At 61.5% G+C, this 22,942-nt stretch carries 25 protein-coding genes and 5 tRNA genes; 17 read left to right on the top strand and 13 right to left on the bottom strand.

Annotated elements, in window-relative coordinates; translation table 11 throughout:
* Positions 1 to 20 precede the first annotated feature (20 nt).
* On the top strand, positions 21 to 1,823 hold the full coding sequence (recJ, locus tag G6N78_RS15235; protein WP_165219892.1) for a single-stranded-DNA-specific exonuclease RecJ: 1,803 nt from the start codon (positions 21 to 23) through the stop codon (positions 1,821 to 1,823).
* Positions 1,824 to 1,916: 93 nt separating this feature from the next.
* Here the strand turns inward: recJ and G6N78_RS15230 are convergent.
* The 5 genes from G6N78_RS15230 to gloA all read right to left on the bottom strand — a co-directional run bounded on the left by G6N78_RS15230 (position 1,917) and on the right by gloA (position 3,822).
* Positions 1,917 to 1,991, bottom strand: a tRNA-Glu gene (locus tag G6N78_RS15230).
* A 174-nt stretch (positions 1,992 to 2,165) separates the two neighbouring features.
* Positions 2,166 to 2,240 (bottom strand) — tRNA-Glu (locus G6N78_RS15225).
* A gap of 176 nt (positions 2,241 to 2,416) precedes the next feature.
* Positions 2,417 to 2,491, bottom strand: a tRNA-Glu gene (locus G6N78_RS15220).
* Between the two features lie 154 nt (positions 2,492 to 2,645).
* Positions 2,646 to 3,254 (bottom strand): hypothetical protein, encoded by a 609-nt coding sequence (locus G6N78_RS15215; protein ID WP_165219890.1) that lies wholly within the window; start codon positions 3,252 to 3,254, stop codon positions 2,646 to 2,648.
* 127 nt (positions 3,255 to 3,381) lie between these two features.
* The gene (gene gloA / locus G6N78_RS15210) at positions 3,382 to 3,822 is read right to left on the bottom strand and encodes a lactoylglutathione lyase (protein WP_165219888.1); all 441 of its coding nucleotides are present in this window, start codon (positions 3,820 to 3,822) and stop codon (positions 3,382 to 3,384) included.
* 214 nt (positions 3,823 to 4,036) lie between these two features.
* Between gloA and G6N78_RS15205 the strand changes: the two genes are divergently transcribed.
* From G6N78_RS15205 to G6N78_RS15185, 5 genes are all read left to right on the top strand, one after another.
* Complete coding sequence (locus G6N78_RS15205; protein WP_165219886.1) at positions 4,037 to 4,615, top strand: cold-shock protein; 579 nt, start codon at positions 4,037 to 4,039, stop codon at positions 4,613 to 4,615.
* 2 nt (positions 4,616 to 4,617) lie between these two features.
* Positions 4,618 to 5,118, top strand: coding sequence for a DUF192 domain-containing protein (locus G6N78_RS15200; RefSeq protein WP_165219874.1), 501 nt, complete (start codon positions 4,618 to 4,620; stop codon positions 5,116 to 5,118).
* 82 nt (positions 5,119 to 5,200) lie between these two features.
* Positions 5,201 to 5,277 (top strand) — tRNA-Pro (locus G6N78_RS15195).
* Positions 5,278 to 5,423: 146 nt separating this feature from the next.
* Positions 5,424 to 5,729, top strand: a complete 306-nt coding sequence (locus tag G6N78_RS15190) for an ETC complex I subunit (RefSeq protein WP_165219872.1) — start codon at positions 5,424 to 5,426, stop codon at positions 5,727 to 5,729.
* A 28-nt stretch (positions 5,730 to 5,757) separates the two neighbouring features.
* A tRNA-Arg gene (locus tag G6N78_RS15185) sits at positions 5,758 to 5,834 on the top strand.
* Positions 5,835 to 5,984: 150 nt separating this feature from the next.
* On the opposite strand, the gene G6N78_RS15180 is transcribed toward G6N78_RS15185, so the two are convergent.
* Positions 5,985 to 6,368: a DUF1622 domain-containing protein gene (locus G6N78_RS15180; protein ID WP_165219870.1), complete on the bottom strand. Its 384-nt coding sequence runs from the start codon at positions 6,366 to 6,368 to the stop codon at positions 5,985 to 5,987.
* 251 nt (positions 6,369 to 6,619) lie between these two features.
* Between G6N78_RS15180 and G6N78_RS15175 the strand changes: the two genes are divergently transcribed.
* Positions 6,620 to 7,024, top strand: a complete 405-nt coding sequence (locus G6N78_RS15175; RefSeq protein WP_370691525.1) for a BA14K family protein — start codon at positions 6,620 to 6,622, stop codon at positions 7,022 to 7,024.
* A 238-nt stretch (positions 7,025 to 7,262) separates the two neighbouring features.
* Here G6N78_RS15175 and G6N78_RS15170 read toward each other — a convergent pair whose 3' ends face one another.
* Positions 7,263 to 7,424, bottom strand: coding sequence for a hypothetical protein (locus tag G6N78_RS15170; protein ID WP_165219866.1), 162 nt, complete (start codon positions 7,422 to 7,424; stop codon positions 7,263 to 7,265).
* 396 nt (positions 7,425 to 7,820) lie between these two features.
* On the opposite strand from G6N78_RS15170, the gene G6N78_RS15165 reads away from it, so the two are divergent.
* Positions 7,821 to 8,477, top strand: coding sequence for a hypothetical protein (locus tag G6N78_RS15165; RefSeq protein WP_165219864.1), 657 nt, complete (start codon positions 7,821 to 7,823; stop codon positions 8,475 to 8,477).
* 82 nt (positions 8,478 to 8,559) lie between these two features.
* Here G6N78_RS15165 and G6N78_RS15160 read toward each other — a convergent pair whose 3' ends face one another.
* The 4 genes from G6N78_RS15160 to G6N78_RS15145 all read right to left on the bottom strand — a co-directional run bounded on the left by G6N78_RS15160 (position 8,560) and on the right by G6N78_RS15145 (position 12,857).
* Positions 8,560 to 9,339, bottom strand: coding sequence for an amino acid ABC transporter ATP-binding protein (locus G6N78_RS15160; RefSeq protein WP_272955615.1), 780 nt, complete (start codon positions 9,337 to 9,339; stop codon positions 8,560 to 8,562).
* Positions 9,340 to 9,356: 17 nt separating this feature from the next.
* Positions 9,357 to 10,511 (bottom strand): amino acid ABC transporter permease, encoded by a 1,155-nt coding sequence (locus G6N78_RS15155; RefSeq protein WP_165219862.1) that lies wholly within the window; start codon positions 10,509 to 10,511, stop codon positions 9,357 to 9,359.
* 1 nt (position 10,512) lies between these two features.
* Positions 10,513 to 11,715 carry an amino acid ABC transporter permease gene (locus G6N78_RS15150; RefSeq protein ID WP_165219860.1) on the bottom strand — a complete coding sequence of 401 codons (1,203 nt, stop codon included), beginning with the start codon at positions 11,713 to 11,715 and terminating at the stop codon, positions 10,513 to 10,515.
* A 119-nt stretch (positions 11,716 to 11,834) separates the two neighbouring features.
* Positions 11,835 to 12,857: an amino acid ABC transporter substrate-binding protein gene (locus tag G6N78_RS15145; RefSeq protein WP_165219858.1), complete on the bottom strand. Its 1,023-nt coding sequence runs from the start codon at positions 12,855 to 12,857 to the stop codon at positions 11,835 to 11,837.
* 354 nt (positions 12,858 to 13,211) lie between these two features.
* On the opposite strand from G6N78_RS15145, the gene G6N78_RS15140 reads away from it, so the two are divergent.
* A complete protein-coding gene (locus tag G6N78_RS15140; RefSeq protein WP_165219856.1) occupies positions 13,212 to 14,402 on the top strand; it encodes a cystathionine beta-lyase in 1,191 nt (396 codons plus the stop codon).
* On the opposite strand, the gene G6N78_RS15135 is transcribed toward G6N78_RS15140, so the two are convergent.
* Together G6N78_RS15135 and G6N78_RS15130 are read right to left on the bottom strand one after the other, a co-directional pair.
* Positions 14,403 to 15,569 (bottom strand): FAD-dependent oxidoreductase, encoded by a 1,167-nt coding sequence (locus G6N78_RS15135; protein WP_165219854.1) that lies wholly within the window; start codon positions 15,567 to 15,569, stop codon positions 14,403 to 14,405.
* A 16-nt stretch (positions 15,570 to 15,585) separates the two neighbouring features.
* Positions 15,586 to 15,831: a zinc-finger domain-containing protein gene (locus G6N78_RS15130; RefSeq protein WP_165221864.1), complete on the bottom strand. Its 246-nt coding sequence runs from the start codon at positions 15,829 to 15,831 to the stop codon at positions 15,586 to 15,588.
* Positions 15,832 to 15,988: 157 nt separating this feature from the next.
* Here G6N78_RS15130 and G6N78_RS15125 point away from each other — a divergent pair, with 157 nt between their 5' ends.
* The 8 genes from G6N78_RS15125 to G6N78_RS15090 all read left to right on the top strand — a co-directional run bounded on the left by G6N78_RS15125 (position 15,989) and on the right by G6N78_RS15090 (position 22,931).
* On the top strand, positions 15,989 to 16,774 hold the full coding sequence (locus G6N78_RS15125; protein WP_165219852.1) for an alpha/beta fold hydrolase: 786 nt from the start codon (positions 15,989 to 15,991) through the stop codon (positions 16,772 to 16,774).
* 82 nt (positions 16,775 to 16,856) lie between these two features.
* Positions 16,857 to 17,681 carry a serine O-acetyltransferase gene (cysE, locus tag G6N78_RS15120; protein WP_165219850.1) on the top strand — a complete coding sequence of 275 codons (825 nt, stop codon included), beginning with the start codon at positions 16,857 to 16,859 and terminating at the stop codon, positions 17,679 to 17,681.
* A gap of 126 nt (positions 17,682 to 17,807) precedes the next feature.
* Positions 17,808 to 18,011 (top strand): DUF3126 family protein, encoded by a 204-nt coding sequence (locus G6N78_RS15115; RefSeq protein ID WP_165219848.1) that lies wholly within the window; start codon positions 17,808 to 17,810, stop codon positions 18,009 to 18,011.
* Positions 18,012 to 18,219: 208 nt separating this feature from the next.
* Positions 18,220 to 18,570: a phasin family protein gene (locus G6N78_RS15110; protein WP_165219846.1), complete on the top strand. Its 351-nt coding sequence runs from the start codon at positions 18,220 to 18,222 to the stop codon at positions 18,568 to 18,570.
* Positions 18,571 to 18,832: 262 nt separating this feature from the next.
* Positions 18,833 to 19,186 (top strand): ATP-dependent Clp protease adapter ClpS, encoded by a 354-nt coding sequence (gene clpS, locus G6N78_RS15105; protein ID WP_165221861.1) that lies wholly within the window; start codon positions 18,833 to 18,835, stop codon positions 19,184 to 19,186.
* 9 nt (positions 19,187 to 19,195) lie between these two features.
* Positions 19,196 to 21,721, top strand: a complete 2,526-nt coding sequence (gene clpA, locus G6N78_RS15100) for an ATP-dependent Clp protease ATP-binding subunit ClpA (protein ID WP_165219844.1) — start codon at positions 19,196 to 19,198, stop codon at positions 21,719 to 21,721.
* Positions 21,722 to 21,816: 95 nt separating this feature from the next.
* Complete coding sequence (locus tag G6N78_RS15095) at positions 21,817 to 22,599, top strand: AzlC family ABC transporter permease (protein WP_165219842.1); 783 nt, start codon at positions 21,817 to 21,819, stop codon at positions 22,597 to 22,599.
* On the top strand, positions 22,596 to 22,931 hold the full coding sequence (locus tag G6N78_RS15090) for an AzlD domain-containing protein (RefSeq protein ID WP_165219840.1): 336 nt from the start codon (positions 22,596 to 22,598) through the stop codon (positions 22,929 to 22,931). Before G6N78_RS15095 ends, G6N78_RS15090 begins: the two co-directional genes overlap by 4 nt.
* Positions 22,932 to 22,942 lie beyond the last annotated feature (11 nt).

Here is a 22,942-nt window from a genome sequence, read left to right as displayed (position 1 = left end):
TTTTGCGACCAAAGAGCATCATGACCGAACCGGTTGATCCCGTCCCGCGTGCCTTTCTCGGTGTCGAACAGTCCGTCAGCGGGCAACGCTGGGTGTCCCGCCTCGATCAGGCGGGTCAGAACCGGGCGCTGGCCATGGCGCAGGTGCACGGGCTTCCCGAGCTGATCACCCGGGTGCTTGCCGGGCGCGGCGTTGGTGTGGACGAGGCTCCCGCCTTTCTCGATCCGACCATCCGGTCCCTGATGCCGGACCCCTTTACATTGACCGACTGCGAGAAGGCAGCGAACCGGCTCGCCGATGCGATCCGTCGCCGGGAGAAGGTAGCGATCTTCGGCGACTACGATGTCGATGGCGCTTCGGCCTCCGCCCTCCTGTGGCGCTTCCTGGCCCATTTTGGCGTCGTGGCTGAAATCTACATCCCGGACCGCATCTTCGAGGGCTATGGCCCCAATCCGCCGGCAATCCGCCAGCTGATTGCCGGCGGCGCCCAGTTGATCGTTACCGTCGATTGCGGTTCGACCAGCCACGAATCGCTGCTTGCCGCCGCTGAAGAGCGATGCGACGTGGTGGTGATCGATCACCACCAGATGGGACCGGACCTGCCGCCCTGCGTGGCGCTCGTCAATCCGAACCGTCAGGACGACCTGTCGGGGCAGGGGCATCTGTGCGCGGCCGGCGTGGTGTTCCTGGTGCTGGTCGCCACCGCACGGCTGCTGCGCGAACGGGGAGACCCGCGCGCCGGCTCGCTTGATCTGTTGCGGCATCTCGATCTCGTGGCTTTGGCCACGGTCTGCGATGTCGTGCCGCTGAAGGGGTTGAACCGCGCTTATGTGGTGAAGGGGCTGCTCGCGGCACGGCACATGGGCAATGCAGGCCTCGCGGCGCTTTTCCGCAAGACCGGTCTTGGCGGTCCTGTAACCCCCTATCACCTCGGCTTTCTGATCGGCCCAAGGATCAATGCCGGCGGGCGAATCGGCGATGCGGCCCTCGGTAGCCGGCTTCTGACGCTGGACGATGCACCCCAGGCCGACGAGATCGCCGCGCGCCTCGATGACCTGAACCGTGAGCGCCAGGCGATGGAGGCGGTCATGCTCGCCGAAGCGGAAGCCGAAGTCGTGGCTGAATATGGCGATGGCGAAAGCGCGAGCGTCATCGTGACCGCCAGCAACAGCTGGCATCCGGGCATCGTCGGCCTGATTGCCGCGCGTCTCAAGGAGAAGTTCAAGCGCCCGGCCTTTGCCATCGCCTTCGATGCGTCCGGCAGGGGCGCCGGCTCCGGCCGTTCGATTCCGGGCTTCGACATGGGCAAGATGGTGCGCGGTGCCGTCGAGGCTGGATTGCTGGTCAAGGGGGGCGGGCATGCCATGGCTGCCGGCCTGACGGTGGAGCGCGACAGGCTCGGTGCGCTGCGCGCCCATTTCGAAGCGATTGCCGCCGCACAGGTGCCGTCTCTGGTCGCAAGCCATGTTCTGAAGATCGATGGTGCTCTCGCCGCCTCCGGCGCGACACTGGCGCTCTACGACCAGCTGGAGCAGGCCGGTCCCTATGGTTCCGGCCACAGCCAGCCGATCTTCGCCATCCCCGCCCATCGGATCGTCGATTCGCGGCTGATCGGCACCTCGCATGTGAAGGCGACGCTGCAAGCCATGGATGGCACAAGGCTTGAGGCGATCGCCTTTCGGGCCGGCGATACGTCGCTCGGGCAGTTGCTTCTCTCCTCGCGCGGCCAGCAACTGCACCTGGCAGGCTGCCTCAGCGCCGATCACTGGCAGGGCAGCCGGCGGATGCAGTTGCGCATCCTGGACGCCGCCAAGGCCATCTGAGCCCCGCGCTCACGTGACGGTCGAAGCAAGCAAGAAAACCGTGCGGCGCAGCTCGGCGACCGGTTCACTCTGCATATCTGTAAGGGGATTGGGTGGCACGCCCTAGGGGAGTCGAACCCCTCTTTCCAGAATGAAAATCTGGCGTCCTAACCGATAGACGAAGGGCGCGTGCCGTGGCGCCCTTATAGGGGCCAGCGTTCTGTCATGCAAGCGTCAAAATGACGTTTCGATGACGAAAGTGAGAGATTTTTCGGCGGGTCGAACACCGCGCGTACACGCCCGTCCATCAGATGCGGTATGGCGTGTAACATCCTGAAGAAGAAACGTAATCTGGGAGGAGAGTGGCACGCCCTAGGGGAGTCGAACCCCTCTTTTCAGAATGAAAATCTGACGTCCTAACCGATAGACGAAGGGCGCGTGTGGGCGCCCTTATACGCGCAGATTTTCACGACGCAAGCGGAAAAATGAGGGGCGCCGGAGAAATTTGACGGGCGGTGGAAAACCCGTGCCAAGGCCCGTCGAACCGGCGCCATGGCGCGCAGATCAGCGCCGAAGAACTGCTTGAATTCAGAGATGTCAAGGGAGGGTACGGGTGGCACGCCCTAGGGGAGTCGAACCCCTCTTTTCAGAATGAAAATCTGACGTCCTAACCGATAGACGAAGGGCGCGTGCTGTGGCGCCCTTATAGGGAGGAGGTTTGTGCAGCGCAAGCGTCTTTTTTCAAGTCTCTCGAATTTTTTCCCAGCCTGCGCGGCGCTGTGGACAAAGCGGCGTTTTCTGCGCCTTTTCAGCCCCTTACCGGCGGCTGTTTCGCTTCGGCGTCTACCAGAGCCCGTCATTGTTTGCGCCCGCCGGGGCAGGGACCGCCGCTGGCGCGGTGCGGGCGCTGAAGACACTTCCCGACATCGGATTGATGCCGCGCGCCGGCGCATAGGCGGGTACGCTGCCATCGGCTGACGGTTGGCCGTTGGCATTGGCGAGCGCAAAGATACTGTTCTGGTAGGCGTGAACGCCGGTCGGCTGGTTGACCACGTCGCCCAGATTGTTGGCGGCCGTCTGCCCTGCTTGCGTGGCCTGAGGGCCATGCGCCGCGGACGGGGCCCGCGCCATCACCGGCGGAGCGGCTGGCATTGCGCCGCCCGGCGGCGTGCGCAACGGCAATTCGCGACGTCCGGATTTTGTTTTGCTGGCGGTGGAAATCATCGGATCGACATAGAGCCCGGCCGGCTTCGGCGTTGCCGGCGCGTCCGGTTTCGCCTCCGGTTCGGCAGGATCGGCGGCGGCCACCGCCGTTTCCGCGCTTGGCGCGTCTGCCTTGCTGAGCAGGGAGAGGCTGCAGCCGGACAGGCTGGTGGTTGCCGCGAAAAGCGCAGGCAGAACCAGGCGGCGGGCGCAGAGAAGGGGTGTTTTTGAATTCGGGCTGTTCGCCATGGCATCCGTCCATTGGACTGTCGTTTGGAGACAAGGATGCCGCATGAAGCCTGCGTCAGGCTGGGGTGCAGGTCCGGCGCCGCAAAAGGGCAGGCGCCGGAGCCGATCGTTAACTCGCTTTCTAGGCCTACCAGTTGCCGGTGTTCGGCATGGAGGCCCAGGGTTCGGCCGGCTCCAGCGCCGGGCCCTTCTGCAAGAGTTCGATGGAGATGCCGTCCGGCGACTTGATGAAGGCCATGTTGCCGTCGCGCGGCGGGCGGTTGATGGTGACGCCCTTGTCCATCACCTGCTGGCAGAAGTCGTAGATGTTATCGACCTCGTAGGCGAGGTGGCCGAAATTGCGCCCGCCGCTATAGTCTTCCGTGTCCCAGTTATAGGTCAGTTCGAGCAGCGGTGCCTTGAGATTGGTACCGGCATCGACATCCTCCGGTGCGGCGAGAAAGATCAGCGTAAAGCGACCTTTTTCGTTTTCGATGCGGCGCACCTCCTTGAGACCGAAGATACGGGTGTAGAAATCGAGCGATGCATCGAGGTCCTTGATCCGGACCATGGTGTGCAGGTAACGCATAGATCGCAATCCTCCAAAAGCTTGGATATCCCGGCGTTTTCCGGGGACGGGGTGGATATGCGGCACTGGCCAGCTTCAGGCAAGCAGCAAGCGCTATAAATGACGGGATAAAGCGTGGGCGGGGGCTTGCGCTGGACGTTCGGCGCGATGTTAACATATCTTATAAGAATCAGTTAACCGTGCCACCGTGACGCGTAATCCAGGGGCAGACAGAATGGCGGACAGAATGTCATCGAAGGGCGTTGCGAGTTTCGAGGAACTTGCGGGCGAGCCGGTTGAGCTGACCGAGATCACCGGCGTGGTGAAGTGGTTCGATGTGGCCAAGGGCTTTGGCTTCATCGTGCCCGATAACGGCATGCAGGATGTCCTGCTGCACGTGTCCTGCCTCAGGCGCGACGGATACCAGACGATTCTCGAGGGAACGCGCATCGTGGCGCTCATCCAGCGCCGCGACCGGGGTTTCCAGGCGTTTCGCATTCTCTCCATGGACCAGTCCACCGCGGTGCATCCGTCGCAGATGCCGCCGGTGCGCACCCATGTGCAGGTCACCGCGACAAGCGGGCTTGAGCGTGCGCTCGTCAAATGGTTCAACCGCACCAAGGGGTTCGGCTTCCTGACCCGCGGCGAGGGCACCGAGGACATCTTCATCCACATGGAAACGCTTCGCCGCTTCGGTCTGACGGAACTGCGGCCCGGCCAGGTGGTGCTGGTGCGTTTCGGACCCGGCGAAAAGGGTTTGATGGCCGCTGAAATCCATCCAGACGGCCCGGCCGCCCTGCCACGGGCCCATTGACCATGGACGTGTCACGCCTGAAATTTCTCGCGAGCGCCATTCTGGCGCTCTTTCTGTTTGTCGTTCTGTCTGTGACGGCCTTTTCCGGTCCGACGGCCGCGGCCGATGTGACCTTCACAACGGAACCGCTCGTCATCGAAACGGCGGGTGGCGCGCGGCACCAGTTCACCGTGGAACTGGCGCTTCAGTCGGCGCAGCGCCAACAGGGGCTGATGTACCGCAAGGAGATGGCCCCGGACGCAGGCATGCTGTTCGATTTCGAGGCGCCGCGCGAGGTGACGATGTGGATGCGCAACACGCTGATTCCGCTCGACATGCTGTTCATCGATGCCAAGGGGCGCATTACGCATATTCATGAAGGAGCAGTGCCGCTGTCGGAGACGGTGATCTCGTCCCGCGGGCCGGTGGACTTCGTTCTGGAACTGAATGCCGGAGAGGTGAAGCGGCGCTCCATTCGCGTGGGCGACCGCGTCCGAAGCGCACAAATCGGCAATGCGCCGTGACGCGCTTAACCTCTTCTTGAAAAGACGATTTTAGAGTTGCGGCCAAGGGGCGAAGCGTGTATCTCGCTTTTCATCGTTGGAACGGAGTGTAGCGCAGTCTGGTAGCGCATCTGGTTTGGGACCAGAGGGTCGGGAGTTCGAATCTCTCCACTCCGACCATCGCCGCCGATCAGGTGCTGGACCTTGCTCCGGCGTTGATTGTCCGGCCAGGTGACCCGGCAACGGGTCTGGCGGGGATCGGCAGCGGATACAGGCACCGCCGCCGTGCTGATGAGCCTGTAGCGCGCAAGGGAGCGTTGATTGACATGACCGCGAAGATTTATCGTCCTGCAAAGACCGCCATGCAATCCGGCAAGGCCAAGACCCATCTCTGGGTGCTTGAATTCGATCAGGAAGAGCCGCGGCGCATCGATCCTATCCTCGGGTACACATCCTCGTCCGACATGAAGCAGCAGGTCCGCCTGACCTTCGAGACGCAGGAACTGGCTCAGGCCTATGCCGAGCGCAACGGCATCGACTACCGCGTCATCCCGCCGAAGGAAGCCAAGCGTCAGACCGTTTCCTATTCGGACAACTTCCGTTTCAATCGCACCCAGCCCTGGACTCACTGATCCGAGCCTGAGGCTCGCGACAGGGAACGGCCCCTTAGCTCAACTGGATAGAGCAACTGCCTTCTAAGCAGTAGGTCGCAGGTTCGAGTCCTGCAGGGGTCGCCACTTCCCAAATTGTCCGGCCCGGACATGGGTGTCGCGTCCAGACGATCTCTTTGGTCGCCACTTCTTCATCAGACTGTGTGTTTGGGCCGCCCCAGGGGCGGCCTTGTTGTCTGAACCTCTCAAAAGATCTCGTATTCGTCACGAAACGGGTCATGCTGGATTGCGGCGACGTGCCGTCGCCGGGGAAGGCTCTTGCCGTCGCGCGCGTTGCCACGGCCATCTCCCCTCGATCTCGACCTCCAGCGAGAAGCTCAGGAACGTCCTGATCAGGACGATGCCGGCGAGAACCGCCAGGCTCTCCAGTGTGGGTTCTATTGCCACCGTATTGATGATGTCAGCTGCGACCAGGAGCTCCAGGCCAAGAAGGATTGCCCGGCCCAAGGTCGACCGAAGCGTGTGATAGGCTCCGTCTTCCGCTCGGTCCCGCAGGAAGCGAATGCCGGCAACGGCGATGCCGATTACGATGACGAAGATCCCGATGAGTTCGATGAAGCGCGTCGAATAGTCGAGGACCTGTGAAAACCCGGTGGTCATGCGATGCCTCCGTTTGCGGCTGCAAACGCCCGGAGCCAGGTGAAGTTTCATCGTTTTCCCGCGGGGTGGCCTTCGTTGAGTCCGATGAACGGACGTAGTCTCCTGCCGGAGGCACTGTATATTAGCTATTCATGCGATGTTCACGTGCGGGAACCGAACATGGTCGGGTTATGTTTCTATGATATCAACACAGGAGACTTGCCTTGATCGCTTTAGCAAAGACTTTAACCGCCGGTGCCATCAGCGCCTTGATGTTCACGACCTCCGTGTTTCCGGCCGGCGCCGTGGTGATGCCGACGGCAAGGGCGCAACAGGTGACCGATGTGCAGGAGGTGCAGTATAGACGCCATTACCGGCAGCATCATCGATATGAGCGCCAGCGGGATCATCGCCGTTATTACCATGGCCACAGAGGTTATCGCGAGCATCGGCGTGGTTACCGCCGCCACAGTGACGGCTGGTGGTATCCGCTTGCCGCCTTCGGTGCCGGCGCCATCATCGGCGGCGCGTTGAACGATCGCCCGACCCGCGGCCATGCGATGTCCAGCCGTCACGTTCAGTGGTGTTCGGATCGTTATCGAACCTATCGCGCTTCCGATGATACCTACGTCCCACGCGTCGGCGTCAGGGCACGGTGCAACTCGCCCTATAACTGATCCGATGATTCGTCTGTGAGGTCAGGCCGAAAGGCCTGCCTCCTGCCAAACCTCGTCCGGGGTTTGGTCGATAGAACGGACGAAAACGCTGCGCGCGAATCAGAAGCTGACGCGCATGCTCAAACGGAAAAAGGCGCTCCCCGCCAGGGGTAGCGCCTTTTTTCATCATGGTCCGTTGCCAAGGCTGGATCCGTCATCGCGGATGAGCCACACGAGCCTCATCCGCTACGGAGACGCGTCACCAGCCGCCGGTCTGCCGCCAATAGACGAGAACGACAAGCACGCCTGCCAGTGTCATGATGCGCGAGAAGGCGCGCCCGGAAGTGAGCGCCGCCGTGGACCGCAGCACGCTGTCCATCAGGGAGGAAGGGGCTTTTCTATCGAAGGATTTGTTTGCCATGGGTCGAGAGATCCTCATCCCCGTTCCAAACCAAGAACACCTCGAAAGCGATCTCCTTCGTTCACATAGGGCAACGCAACGTCGGCGGACGGACAGAGTTGTTGCATCTCTTGTTTCTCCCTTATTGGGGCCTAATCAACGACCAAACACGGTCTCTTGCAAGCCTATTTAGGTGAGGAATGGTTAAGGCGAGGGGGGATTGGCGACTTCCTGTTTTGCTGTTGCAGGAATGCGACGCTGCGCTTTTTCCGACCTTAAAACGCCCACGGCTTCAATTTATGGTACTATGTCGTACGAGCGAATTGGCCTGTTTTGAGACGCAAGAGCGCGCAGCAGGGAGGAGCGTGCATCTGCCGGGACCGGCCAATCGGGAGGCAACAGAGGTGTGGGAAAAACATGGTTTTAAGAACGCGGCTGTCACGCTGGACGTGTCTGGTTACCATGGTGATGTTCGTCACACCGGCCTGCGCAGATGAGGGCCTCCTGATCTGGAAACCGACGAAAAGTTCAGAAACGGCCTATCAGGCGCGGCTTGGCATGCGTGTCCCCGGCTGGTCCTTTGCGGCAGCGGGTATCGACGTCGGCGTGACCTCGTCCGTCAAGGGCGGTCCGGTCGATGTGCCGGTCAACGTCTGGGGGCGTATCACCGCGCAATCGGAGCAGACGCCGGCCCAGACCCTGCTGCGTGAACTCAACCTCCGCGCCAATGCCGAGACGGGTGACGCCGTGGCCGAGATGAGACTCAGCGACCGGGAAATCGTCTCGTCCGACTTCGACCTCGAGATGACCCGCACCGTGACGGTGCATCATGACGCGACGGGGACAGTCTGGGACGGTGTGGATGTCCACCAGGCCGTAACATGGTCTGATCCGGTCGATGGCGTTTCGCTGACGGCGCGGTTTGGAGCGCTGGACAGCTTCAAGCGCGTGGGGGCAGGCATCACCGTCCAGCAGAAGCTCGCAGACGATGTGAGCGTGTCCGCGCGCATTGGCAAGGCCGCCGGTGCGGATCTGACGGCCACGGTCAACGCACGCTATTCCGTCACCTGGTAAGCGGGACCCGGAAATCCGCATGGAAAAAGAGCGCCCCCGAGGGAGCGCTCCAGTCGGACAACCTGAACGTGCCGATGCGGCCTCAGTGCAGGATTTGGCTGAGGAAGAGCTTGGTGCGCTCGTGTTGCGGATTGTCGAAGAACTCGGCCGGCGAATTCTGCTCGACGATCTGGCCCTGGTCCATGAAGATCACCCGGTTGGCGACCTGACGGGCAAAACCCATTTCGTGGGTCACGCACAGCATGGTCATGCCTTCTTCCGCAAGGCTCACCATGGTGTCCAGCACTTCCTTGACCATTTCAGGGTCGAGCGCGGAGGTCGGTTCGTCAAACAGCATGATCTTCGGCTTCATGCAGAGCGAGCGGGCAATGGCCACACGCTGCTGCTGGCCGCCGGAGAGCTGGCCCGGATATTTGTGCGCCTGTTCCGGAATCTTGACGCGCTCCAGATAGTGCATCGCGATCGCTTCAGCTTCCTTCTTCGGCATCTTGCGAACCCAGATCGGTGCGAGCGTGCAGTTTTCCAGGATCGTCAGATGCGGGAAGAGGTTGAAGTGCTGGAAGACCATGCCGACTTCGCGGCGCACTTCGTCGATCTTCTTCAGGTCGTTGGTGAGTTCGATGCCATCCACCACGATCTGGCCCGACTGGTGTTCTTCCAGACGGTTGATGCAGCGGATCATCGTGGACTTGCCGGAGCCGGACGGTCCGGCGATGACGATGCGTTCGCCGCGCATGACGGTGAGGTTGACGTCGCGGAGAACGTGGAAATCGCCGTACCACTTGTTCATGCCGGTGATCTGGATGGCCACATCGGTGCTGGATACCGCCATGGCCTGCGGCTTGGTGTTCGTTGCAGACATGATTTACCCTTATCCTTTTAACGCTTGTGGCCGGTGTCGAGGTGGCGCTCCATGAAGAGGGAGTAGCGCGACATGGCAAAGCAGAAGATCCAGAAGACGAAACCGGCAAAGACGTAACCGGTAATCGGCGTCACCGGCGACGACCAGTTTGCATCCGACTGGTTGAGCGTGACGATGCCGAGCAGGTCGAACATACCGATGATGTAGACGAGCGAGGTGTCCTTGAAGAGACCGATGAAGGTGTTGACGATCCCCGGAATGACAAGCTTGATCGCCTGCGGCAGGATGATCAGCCGCGTCTTCTGCCAGTAGCTGAGGCCGAGCGAATCGGCGCCTTCGAACTGGCCCTTCGGGATTGCCTGCAGGCCGCCGCGGATGACTTCCGCCATGTAGGCGGAGGAAAACAGCGACACACCGATCAGCGCCCGCAACAGCTTGTCGAAGGTCCAGCCATCCGGCAGGAACAGCGGCAGCATGACGCTTGCCATGAACAGCACGGTGATCAACGGAATGCCGCGGATGACCTCGATGAAGAGGACGCACAGCATCTTGATGACCGGCAGGTTCGAGCGGCGTCCGAGCGCGAGCAGGATGCCGAAGGGAAGCGACACGGTGATCCCGAAGAAGGAGAGGATCAGCGTCACCATCAGGCCGCCCCAGAGTTGGGTTTCGACCGGCTCGAGACCGAAGCCACCACCCAGCAGGAAGAAGGAGACGACCGGCAGGACGATGAAGAGCGTCAGTGCATTCCAGCCCTTGTAGGGGGCCTTCGGCATCAGCATCGGGATCAAGAGGGCGATGAAGAGCACCATCACCAGCATAGGACGCCAGTAGAGTTCGGACGGATAACGCCCGAAGATGAACTGATTGAACTTTGCCGAAACGAAGGCCCAGCAGGCGCCGGACTGGCCGTCCGGAAGAACGCCCCCCTGCGAGACCGTGGCGCAGGCGCTACGATCCGTCCCCGTCCAGGACGCATCCAGGAAGAGCCACTGGATGAGGCCGGGCAGGGTGTAGACGAGGAGCCCAAGCCCGATGATCGTCATGATGGTATCGGTGACCGAGGCAAACAGGTTTGTCCTCAGCCAGTGGATGACGCCAACCTGGCTGGAAGGAGCCGGCTTCGGCCCCTCCATCTGCTGGCGGACGTAAGAAACATCGGTGACAGCCATCTTATCTCTCCACCAGCGCCATTTTGGCGTTGAACCAGTTCATGAACACAGCGGTAGTGACCGACAGAGACAGGTAGATGACGAGCCACAGCGCGACGATTTCGACGGCCTGACCGGTCTGGTTCAGCATGGTGCCGCCAACGGCGACGACATCCGCAAACCCGACGGCAACCGCAAGCGACGAGTTTTTCGTCAGGTTGAGGTACTGGCTGGTCAGCGGCGGGATGATGATGCGCATCGCCTGCGGAATGATGACGAGGCGTGTGGTCACGTTGGGGCGGATGCCGAGCGCACTTGCCGCTTCGGTCTGTCCCTTCGCAACGGCCAGGATGCCGCCGCGCACGATTTCCGCGATGAAGGAGGCGGTGTAGAAGGAGAGCGCCAGATAGAGCGAGATGAACTCCGGGCCGATCGTGCTGCCGCCCGTGAGGTTAAAGCGACCGGCGATCGGATAATCGAAGCTGATCGGCGAGCCGAGCACCAGGAAGGTCAGCGCCGGAAGGCCGATAATGAGGCCGATCGCGGTCCAGCCGGAGTGGAACTGCTGGCCGGTGGCCGCCTGGCGCTTGCGGGCCCAGCGGAAGATCACGATGGACGCGACGATCGCCACGAGGAAGGCGACACCAATCATCCATGCGCCATCGCCCCAGATCGCCTTGGGGAAGAAGAGACCGCGATTGTTGAGGTAGGACGATAGCGGCATCGCGATCGAATCGCGGGCTTGCGGCAGGACCGAGATGACGCCCTTGTACCAGAACAGGATGACGAGCAGCGGCGGAATGTTGCGGAAGATTTCCACATAGACCTGCGCAAGCTTGGCGATCAGCCAGTTCTTCGACAGGCGGGCAATGCCAACGACGAAGCCCAGGATCGAGGCGGTGATGATGCCGAAGAAAGCGACTTGCAGCGTGTTGAGAAGCCCAACGATCAATGCGCGCCCGTAGGTCGCATCGCTGCTGTAGGGGATAAGGGTCTGCGCAATGTCGAAGCCCGCGCGCCCTTCGAGAAATCCGAAGCCGGAGGCGATGTTCGCCTTCGCCAGGTTGTTGATCGTGTTCTGCGTCACCGTCCAGACGAAGAGCGCAACCAGGGCGACCGTCAGCACCTGGTAGAAAATGCCGCGCACCTTCGGATCGTAGATGAGTGACGACGTGGATGATCGTTGTGTGTCCGGTTTTGCCAAATTCAGCGCGAAGCCTGCCATCAGCGCCTTTCCCTCTTGTCATGCTCTTTGGAGCTGTTCTTGCCCGTGATGGGTTCTTTTATACGTAGAAAGGCGAGGTATCCCCCGCCTTTCAGGTTTTCCGAGTTTGGAAAGGCGGCTTAGCGGATCGGCGGGGCGTACTGCAGGCCGCCCTTGGTCCACTGTGCGTTCAGGCCGCGCTCGATCTTGATCGGGGTGTCCGGACCGAGGTTGCGAGCGAAGACTTCGCCGTAATTGCCGACGGTCTTGATGATGTTGGCTGCCCAGTCGTTGCTCAGGCCAAGGTCGGTACCGATCTTGGTGCCTTCTTCAGAACCGAGCATACGCTTGATGTCCGGACCACCGCTCGTCTTCATTTCGTCGACGTTCTTGGAGGTCACGCCGAGTTCTTCGGCACCCACCATGGCGTAGTGAACCCAGCTGACGATGTCGAACCACTTGTCGTCGCCCTGGCGAACGGCCGGCCCGAGCGGCTCCTTGGAGATGACTTCCGGCAGAACCATGTTCTCGTCCGGGTTCTTCATCTTCAGGCGCACGGCATAGAGACCGGACTGGTCGGTGGTGTAAACGTCGCAACGGCCGGAATCGTAGGCGCTGGTGGCGTCGGCTTCCTTTTCGAACACAACCGGATTGTACTGCAGGTTGTTGGCCTTGAAGTAGTCGGCGAGGTTGAGTTCGGTCGTGGTGCCCTGCTGAACGCAGACGGCAGCGCCGGACAGTTCGAGCGCCGACTTCACGTTGAGGCTCTTCTTCACCATGAAGCCCTGGCCGTCATAGTAGTTGACGGTGCGGAAGTTGAAGCCGAGCGAGGTGTCGCGGCTGATGGTCCAGGTCGTGTTGCGGGTCAGAACGTCCACTTCGCCGGACTGGAGCGCCGGAAAGCGGTCCTTGCTCGACAGGGCGACGAACTTTGCCTTCGACGGATCGCCGAACACGGCAGCCGCAATGCCGCGGCAATAATCGACGTCGAGACCGGACCAGTCACCCTTGTCGTTCGGGTTCGAGAAGCCCGGGATGCCCTGGCTGACGCCGCAGGTGACGAAGCCCTTTGCCTTTACGTCGTCAAGCGTGGCAGCGGATGCAGCCGAGGCAGCGCCAAGGACTGCCGCGCCAATCGCGGCTGACAGAATCGTCTTTTTCATTTTCCCAACCTTTGTCTGTGTTTTTTAGATCGACCCAAGTTCCGTCGCCGCGCCAGATTGGCGGTAGGCCGGAACCGCTCGCGTAAGGCCTCCCAAACGAGCTGGGCATATCTCAGTCGCAAATATGGGCAAGGGTCAAGTCTTGCACTTTAAATTAGCGCCTCAAATTCGACAAATTGACGTGTGTTGGTGATATATTAGGCAGGGTGTGAGATATTGTGCAGGCTGTGCTGAACAGAGTATCAGTTTCTCGCGGCATTTCATCGGCGTTGAGGATCCGTTCGCACAGGGGTTGACGGTCCGGCGACGAGGTTTAACAACAGGCGGCATCCATCAATCGAAAGCCGCTTCCCGATGAAAAACAAACAGCTTTCCCTCAACCAGGCGGGCGATAACACGCGTCTGGCGCATCTCGGTCATGATCCCATGAGCTTCCATGGTTTCGTCAATCCGCCGGTCGTGCATGGTTCGACCGTCCTGTTTCCCGATTGCAAGACAATGGAAACGCGCGGACAGAAATACACCTACGGGACGCGGGGAACGCCGACGACGGATGCGCTGTGCGAGGCGTTGAATGCGCTTGAAGGGGCGGCGGGAACGATCCTGGTGCCGTCCGGCCTCGCGGCGATCACCGTTCCTTTCCTCGCCTATCTCTCGGCCGGGGATCACGCCCTCATCGTCGATTCTGTCTATTCGCCCTGCCGGCATTTCTGCGACACGATGCTGACGAGGCTCGGCGTCGAGGTCGAATATTATGATCCGTCTCTCGGCGCGTCGATCGAGACCCTGATCCGACCGAACACGCGGCTCGTGCACACCGAAGCGCCCGGTTCCAACACCATGGAAATGCAGGATATTCGCGCCATAGCCGAGGCCGCTCACCGGCATGATTGCGTCGTGACCATGGACAATACCTGGGCAACGCCTCTGTTCTTCCGGCCACTCGATTTCGGCGTCGATGTCTCGATCCATGCAACGACCAAATATCCGTCCGGCCACTCGGATATCATCATGGGGTCGGTGTCTGCCAATGCAAAACACTGGCCGAAGCTGCACGAGGCGCAGATAACCCTTGGCACCTGCGGCGCACCGGATGATTCCTACCAGATCCTGCGCGGTCTGCGCACCATGGGCGTGCGCCTGGCGCATCACCAGAAGAGCGCGCTCGAGATTGCCCGCTGGTTGGAAGGACGCGAGGAAGTGGCGCGGGTGCTGCATCCGGCGCTTGAGAGTTTCCCCGGCCATGCGATCTGGAAACGCGACTTCAAGGGCGCAAGCGGCGTCTTCTCTTTTGTCCTGAAGGCGCAGAGCGAGGCACACTTCAAGGCGAAGGCACATGCCTTCCTGGACGCCCTGTTCTTCTTCGGCCTGGGGTATTCCTGGGGCGGCTATGAGAGCCTTGCAGTCCACGTCAACCTGAACGACCGCACCATCTGCAAGGCGCCGACCGAAGGCCCGGTGATCCGGCTGCAGATCGGCCTCGAAGATGTCGCCGATCTCAAGAAGGATCTCGAGATCGGTTTTGCGGCCGCACGCGCCGTCTGATCAGTCGGCGCTGTCGTAACCGTAGAGCCAGTCCATGTCCGCCGCCAGCGCCTGCGGCGGACGAAGGGCGAGCACGAGATCGCGGCCGAGCCGCAGGGGCCCGCGCAGGTGATAGGCAAAGCGGTTGAAGTTGCCGCGGCGCCGAACCTTGTCGATGCGGGCCTTGCGGATGGATTCGTAAGCGGCCAGCGCCTGCTGCAGGCTTGCCGAGCGTCCGACCTGTTGTGCCAGTTCCCAGGCGTCCTCGATGGCCATGGCCGCACCTTGCGCGGCAAACGGCATCATCGCGTGCGCGGCATCGCCGATCAGCACCTTGTTTTCGCCATTGTGCCAATTGCCGTCGCTCACCTGGTAGAGGGGCCAGAACTTGGCGTTCTGGCTTTGCCGCAGCATCTCGACGATCTGCGGGTTCCAGCCGCGGAACTGCCGGAGCAGCATGCCGGTTTCCTCGGCCGTCGCGCTCGCCTCCCAGGTTTCACCGGGTGTCACGCCGGCGGCGATCGCCACCACGTTGAACCCGCCGGTTTCCTTCAGCGGATAACAGACGATATGGGCGGAGGGGCCGAGGAAGGCGGTCACCGATTGCGGCGACAGGAAACCGGGCGCCCTGTGTCCCTCGACCATGAGCCGCCACGCCACATTGTGTGAAAAATCCGGCTCCGGTGCAGAGGCAATCGATTCGCGGACACTCGACCAGACGCCATCGGCTCCGATGATCAGGTCCGGCGCTTCGCCGGTCAGGTCCGCAATGATGGCAGGATCGCCGTGACTGACGCGCCGGCCAAGTTGCAGCGTGCACATCGGATCGGCCTCGACCGCCTGCTGTAGCACGCGCTGCAGCGTGGCGCGGTGCAGGACCCCGTAAGGTGCCCGCCAGCGTTCCCGGGCGGAGCGTCCCACCGGCACCTCCGCCACGCGACCGAGCGTTCGGCCAGACGCCAGCGAGATGCGGTCGGGCTCCGTCCAGTGCGCTTCGAGCGCTGACAGGACGCCGAGCCTTGCCAGAATGCGCGACGCATTGGGGGAGATCTGCAAACCGGCGCCGACTTCGGCCAGATACGGCGCCTGTTCGATGACGTGAACGCGGACACCGCGTTTCGCCAGCGCCAGTGCAGCCGTGAGGCCGGCCATACCGGCGCCGATGATGGCGGCATTCCTGGTGGTCATGTCGGTGTGTCTTCGATCAGGCGGCCTTCACGTGGAAGACGCAGCCCGGCGGGTTTGTTTCTTCCGCCTTCAGCGCCGGATTGTACCGGTAGAGCGTCGAACAGTAGGAGCAGACCTTCTCGTTGTCGTCGCCCATGTCGATGTAGATGTGCGGATGGTCAAAGGGAACATTGGCGCCCGTGCACATGAATTCCTTGACGCCCACCTCGATAAGGCGATGTCCACCGTCGTTCTGGAAGTGAGGAATGCCGTGGCCGGCCATAGTCGTCTCCATGCTTTGAATTTCTGGCGCGGACATTATAGAGGCAGGGTGTGAAAGTGTAGTGGGAAGACGGCAGGCGCCGTCAAAAAAATGCACCCGCGCCGATCCATCGCCGGATGATCGGCCGGTGGTCAGACGCGAGCAGGAAAGCGACATCATGAATCTCAACACGCCCGAGTTTTCGACCTTCACCCACCAGGGCCTGCGGCTCGCCTATTTCGACGAGGGAGACCCCTCCGGCGAGCCGATCCTGCTGATCCATGGTTTTGCCTCGACGGCCAACGTCAACTGGGTGCATCCCGGCTGGCTGAAGACGCTCTCGGACGCAGGCTACCGGGTGATCGCGATCGACAACCGCGGGCATGGCGCGAGCGACAAGCCGCGTGATTCAGAAGCCTACCGTCCATGGGTGATGGCGGGTGATGCGATGGCACTGCTCGATCATCTCGGCCTCAAGGATGCCCACCTGATGGGGTATTCGATGGGCGCGCGCATCTCGACATTCGCAGCACTCGGGCATCCGGACCGCGTCCGGTCGCTGGTGCTCGGCGGCCTCGGCATCGGCATGACCGATGGCGTCGGCGACTGGGACCCGATTGCAGACGCGCTTCTGGCGCCGTCGCTCGAGGAGGTCAGCCATGCGAGGGGACGCATGTTCCGCGCCTTTGCCGACCAGACGAAGAGCGATCGCGAAGCGCTTGCCGCCTGCATTCGCGGTTCGCGGGACCTCGTGTCGCGCGCCGACATGGGCCGGATCGAGGCGCCCACGCTGATCGGTGTCGGCACCAAGGACGATATCGCCGGCTCGCCGCAGGAACTCGCCGCCCTGATGCCGAATGCGAGGGCGCTCGACATTCCGAACCGTGACCACATGCTGGCGGTCGGAGACCGGGTGTTCAAGGCCGCGGTCCTCGATTTCTACCGCGAGATCGGCGCAGGCTGATCGGTCCGCCCGTTTCGTCGCCATTGGTGTTTGTGCAAGACTGTTCTATATAATGCGCTCTGTCGCGAACGAGGATTTTGCCATGGTGGCACGCACTGACATTCGTTCCGCGGAGCCTGTGGCTTCCGTGGATCCGATCTGGGACACGCTGCGTCAGGAGGCGAGGGCAGGGGCGGAGCGTGATCCGTTGCTGGCGGCCTTCCTCTATTCGACGGTGCTGAACCACAAGTCCCTCGAAGATTGCGTGATCCACCGCATCTGCGAGCGTCTCGACCATCCGGATCTGCAGGCGGTCCTGCTGCGCCAAACGTTTGAGGAAATGCAGGAGGAATGGCCGGAATGGGGCGCGATCCTGCGCGTGGACATCCAGGCCTACTATGACCGTGATCCGGCCTGCATGCGTTTCCTCGAGCCGGTCCTCTACTTCAAGGGCTTCCATGCCATCCAGACCCATCGTCTGGCGCACTGGCTCTTGAAGCGTGATCGCCGCGACTTTGCCATGTATCTGCAGAGCCGCGCTTCGAGCGTTTTCCAGACCGACATCAATCCGGCAGCCCGCATGGGCCGGGGTATCTTTCTCGACCATGCGACGGGTTTCGTTGTCGGCGAGACGGCGGTCATCGGCGACAATGTCTCGATCCTGCATGGCGTCACGCTCGGTGGTACGGGCAAGGAAGGGGCAGACCGCCATCCGAAGATCGGTAACGGTGTGTTGATCGGCGCCGGTGCCAAGATCCTCGGCAATATCGAGATCGGTCACTGCTCGCGCGTCGCGGCCGGTTCGGTCGTGCTGAAGCCCGTTCCGCCAAAGACCACCGTTGCCGGTGTTCCGGCCAAGGTGGTGGGAGAAGCAGGGTGTTCGGAACCCTCGCGCCTGATGGACCAGATGCTGCGTTCCGACGATTGAAACGCCTCAGCCGCTCCCCATGCCTCAGTCGCCAGTCGTCCGGGGATGACGGGCCGATACGCTTTACTTTCGCACTTGTCCCGTGCCAAAAGCCACCGCAATGCGAACGCTGACGGAGAAAAACCAGTGAAAGCCGATGAGATCAAGAAGCTGGACGCCTATTTCAAGCGGGTGTTCAACCCCTCGATGAGCGTCAAGGCGCGCCCGAAGAAAGACGATTCCGCCGAGGTCTATGCCGGCGACGAGTTCCTCGGTGTGGTTTACCTCGATGACGAGGACGGTGACCGGTCCTATAACTTTTCGATGGCGATCCTGGACGTCGATCTTTGACGAAGACGCCGATCAGCAAGATCAGCGACGGTGATGGGGCTCTCGGGGCCCCATTCTTTTTTGTGTTTCGTCAAAGCGATTTCGATTTTTCCCGCGTCCCGTGTTTTATTCGAAAATGTTAACGCTTGCACAGCCTTGCGCGGGTTGACTTTCGCACTGCGGAATCATTCTATTCGCAGATGCGAACCAACCCCTGAGGAGGCGGACAATGTTCAATCTCGACGAAGCCAGCCGTAAAAGCAAAGAAACGGTCGATGGTATGATGCGCAGCTATTCGGACATGGTGAAGGGTTTTCAGGCGATCGCCTCGGAAGCGGGTGATTACCAGAAGAAGTCCATGCAGGACATGGTGAGCTACATGGAACAGCTGACGGCAGCCCGCAGTGTCGAAGCCGTCTACGAAGTGCAGACGAAGTTTGCGAAGACGGCCTATGAGAGCTTTCTCGCAGAATCCATGAAGCTCAGCGAAATGTATGCCGACCTCGCCAAAAGCGCCTACAAGCCTTACGAAGCGCCGATGACGAAGGCGACTGCCGTCGTCTCCTCGCAGGCAGCCTGACGCAGAGGCGAATGCTCGCCTTCGGGCAAACAGAAGTTTGAGGGCCGGTCGGCACGAAGCGTGCGACCGGCCCTTTTTGATTCAGTCCTGCGCCGGCACAGGTTGATTTTCCTGCTCCGGGCAAGGCTGGTCATGGAATAGTGATTGCGCCTTGGAGCAAGGGGCTTAAAATCGGCGGATGGCGAACTAAATAAAGGCGTCTGATGTTCGGTTTCACACGGGTGCTTTGTCCGGGAAGCCGGATGATTGGGGAATGGAAATGATGATCGCACAGCCGATCTTAATGCAGAACGAAAAGGACGGTCAGGGCGACAACGGCAATCGGGGTACGTCGGTCATCACCCGCACGGAACCCAAGACGAAACGGCCGAACCTGTACCGTGTCCTGTTATTGAATGACGACTACACACCCATGGACTTCGTCATTCACATTCTGGAGCGTTTTTTCCAGAAAGACCGCGAAGCGGCCACCCGCATCATGCTGCACGTGCATCATCACGGCGTCGGCGAATGTGGGATCTTTACGTACGAGGTTGCTGAGACCAAGGTGAGCCAGGTCATGGATTTTGCCCGCCAGCACCAGCATCCGCTGCAATGTGTCATGGAAAAGAAATGAGGTCCGCACGTGCCAACATTTTCGCCGAGTCTTGAAAAGGCGCTGCATCAGGCACTGACGTTCGCGAATGAGCGGCACCACGAATATGCAACGCTGGAACACTTGCTCCTGGCTTTGATCGACGACGCTGACGCGGCCGCCGTGATGGGAGCCTGCAATGTGGATCTCGAAGCCCTGCGCAAGACGGTTTCGGACTACGTTGACAACGATCTGTCCAACCTCATCACCGGTTATGATGAGGATTCGAAGCCCACGTCCGGTTTCCAGCGCGTGATCCAGCGCGCCGTCATCCACGTCCAGTCCTCCGGTCGCGAAGAGGTGACGGGCGCAAACGTGCTGGTGGCGATCTTTGCCGAGCGCGAAAGCCATGCCGCCTATTTCCTGCAGGAGCAGGAAATGACGCGGTACGACGCGGTCAATTACATCTCGCATGGCATTGGCAAGCGGCCGGGCGCATCCCAGGTGCGTCCGCCGCGCGGGGTCGATGAAGGCGAGGCCGATGCGAAGGCCGCCCGTGGCGACCAGGAAGACGGCGCCGGCAAGAAGGCGCCGGATGCGCTGAAGGCCTATTGCGTCAACCTGAACGAGAAGGCCAAGAACGGCCGGATCGATCCGCTGATCGGCCGTCACGACGAGGTCAACCGCACCATCCAGGTGCTGTGCCGCCGATCGAAGAACAACCCCCTCTATGTCGGGGATCCCGGCGTCGGCAAGACGGCGATCGCCGAAGGTCTCGCCAAGCGGATCGTCGAAGGCAAGGTGCCGGAAGCGCTCGCCGATGCGACGATCTTTTCGCTCGACATGGGTACGCTGCTCGCCGGCACCCGCTATCGCGGTGATTTCGAGGAGCGCCTGAAGCAGGTCGTCAAGGAACTCGAAGAGTATCCGGGCGCGGTCCTGTTCATTGACGAGATCCACACGGTCATCGGCGCGGGCGCGACCTCCGGTGGTGCGATGGATGCGTCGAACCTGTTGAAGCCGGCGCTCTCCTCCGGCGCAATCCGCTGCATCGGCTCGACCACGTACAAGGAGTACCGCCAGTTCTTCGAAAAGGACCGGGCACTCGTCCGTCGCTTCCAGAAGATCGACGTCAACGAGCCGTCGATCGACGACGCGATCGAGATCATGAAGGGCCTGAAGCCGTATTTCGAGGAGTATCACAAGCTTCGGTATACCAATGAGGCGATCAAGTCGGCCGTTGAACTCTCGGCCCGCTACATCTCCGACCGCAAGCTGCCGGACAAGGCGATCGACGTGATCGACGAGACCGGCGCGGCGCAGATGCTGCTGCCGGCCTCCAAGCGCCGCAAGCTGATCACCGAAAAGGAGATCGAGGTCACGATCGCCACCATGGCCCGCATTCCGCCGAAGACGGTCTCCAAGGATGACGAGATGGTTCTCGCCAACCTGGAGAAGGAGCTGCGCTCCGTCGTCTACGGGCAGGACAAGGCCATCGAAGCGCTCGCAACCGCGATCAAGCTGGCGCGCGCCGGCCTGCGTGAACCGAACAAGCCGATCGGCTCTTATGTGTTCTCCGGCCCGACCGGCGTCGGCAAGACGGAAGTCGCCAAGCAGCTTGCCTCGTCGCTCGGCGTGGAGCTGTTGCGCTTCGACATGTCGGAATACATGGAGCGGCACACGGTGTCCCGCCTGCTCGGGGCCCCTCCCGGCTATGTCGGCTTCGACCAAGGCGGCCTGTTGACCGACCAGGTGGACCAGCATCCGCATTCGGTCGTGCTCCTCGACGAAATCGAGAAGGCGCATCCGGACATCTACAACATCCTGTTGCAGGTGATGGACCATGGCTCGCTGACGGATCACAACGGCAAGAAGATCGACTTCCGCAACGTGATCCTGATCATGACCACGAATGCGGGTGCCGCCGAAATGGCCAAGGCCGCGATCGGCTTCGGCTCGTCCAAGCGCACGGGCGAAGATGAAGAGGCGATCAACCGCCTGTTCACGCCGGAATTCCGCAACCGTCTCGACGCGATCATTCCGTTTGCGCCGCTGCCGACGGAGGTCATCCATCAGGTCGTGCAGAAGTTCGTCATGCAGCTGGAAACCCAGCTGTCCGAACGCAACGTCACCTTCGACCTGCACCAGGATGCGATCGCCTGGCTCGCCGAAAAGGGCTACGACGAACGCATGGGCGCCCGTCCGCTGTCGCGCGTCATCCAGGAGCACATCAAGAAGCCGCTCGCCAACGAGATTCTGTTCGGCGCGCTGCGCAAGGGTGGCGTCGTGAAGGTCACCGTCGGCAAGAAGGATGACGGCAAGGACGGCCTGGTTCTGGAATCGATTCCGGAAGCGGTTCCGGTGAAGCCGAAGGTCGAGACCGAGTTGGAAGAGAGCAAGGCCAAGGCCAAGCCCGCCAAGGGCAAGGCGGAGGCGCCCGGCACAAAGGCCCCCTCGGGGGGAAAGCCGGCGCCGAAGGCCACGCTTGAGGCAGAGGGGGATGTCCTGACGGAAGAACCCGATGCCCGCAAGCCCCGGAAGAGTTCGACGGTTCCCCGAGTGCCGAAGAAGAAATAAGCGGCCTTCGTACCGCCAGAGATTGCCGGGGAGAGATCCCCGGCATATTTGTGTCTGTGCCGACGTTCGCTGGCGGCATTCATTCGGACTGTTTCATGCCTTCTTCCGCGTCTGACATGCGCTCCGGCCTCTTCTGGTTCCTGACCGGAATGCGCGGCATCCTCTCTCTTCCCGCTCTCATTCTCATGACCTCCTTCGTGGGCTTCAGCGCCTTTGCGCTGGAATCGGGCATCACCCGGGACCAGGCCGTGTTTATGACGCTGGCCGTCTGGGCGCTGCCGGCGAAGATGATCTTGATCGGCACCATGGTGGGTGGCGCGCCCCTCGCTGCAAGTTTCCTCGCCGTGACACTCTCCTCGATCCGCATGATGCCGATGGTGGCCTCCATCATGCCGGACATGAAGAACGACAGGAGTCCCACCTGGCTTCTGCTGTTTCTCTCGCATTTCGTCGCGATCACCTCCTGGGTCTTTGCGATCCAGCATCTGAACGACGTGCCGCGCGAACGCCGCACCGCCTATTTCGGCGGCTTTGCCATCACGCTCACCCTGATCAACGCGCTAATCGTCGGCGTCTGCTACGGCATCGTTGCGCAGTTTCCGCCGATCGTCGCCGGGGCGCTGTTCATGATGACGCCGGTCTATTTCTTTGGCTCCATCTGGGCGAGCGCCCGCCACTCCGTCGTCAAGCTCGCCTTTCTCCTCGGCGTCGTTCTCGGCCCGGCCTTCGCGCTGGTCTCGCCGGACTTCGACGTTGTTTATGCGGGAATCGGTGGCGGCACGCTCGCCTATCTCATCGACCGGTTTGTCATCCGCCGGCGCAAACCGCCCGTGGCGGCATCGCCTGCCGGCGAGATCGGCCATGGAGAACAGCCATGAGTGAGAACGGCTGGTGGGTCTATGTCGTCATCATTGTCGCCGGCTGGCTGGCGACCGATGTCTGGCGTTATCTCGGCGTGATCATCGGCAACCGGCTGGATGAGGCGTCCGAAGCCTTGCAGTGGGTGAGGGCGGTTGCGACCGCGCTCGTCATGGCGGTGACATCGAAGCTTGTCGTGTTTCCGACGGGCACGCTGGCGGATACACCGCTCTGGCTGCGTCTTGGCGCACTCGGGGTCGGGTTCCTGGCGTTTCTGCTCGCCGGCCAGCGCGTCATCGTCTGCGTCGTGGTGTCGATCTCGCTGCTGATCCTGGGGCTTTTGACGCTCTAAAGCCTTTGTGG

This window comes from Allorhizobium pseudoryzae (assembly GCF_011046245.1).
GTDB lineage: Bacteria > Pseudomonadota > Alphaproteobacteria > Rhizobiales > Rhizobiaceae > Neorhizobium > Neorhizobium pseudoryzae.
Note: the sequence above shows the minus strand (reverse complement) of the source record. Positions and strands in the feature narration are given on the sequence as shown.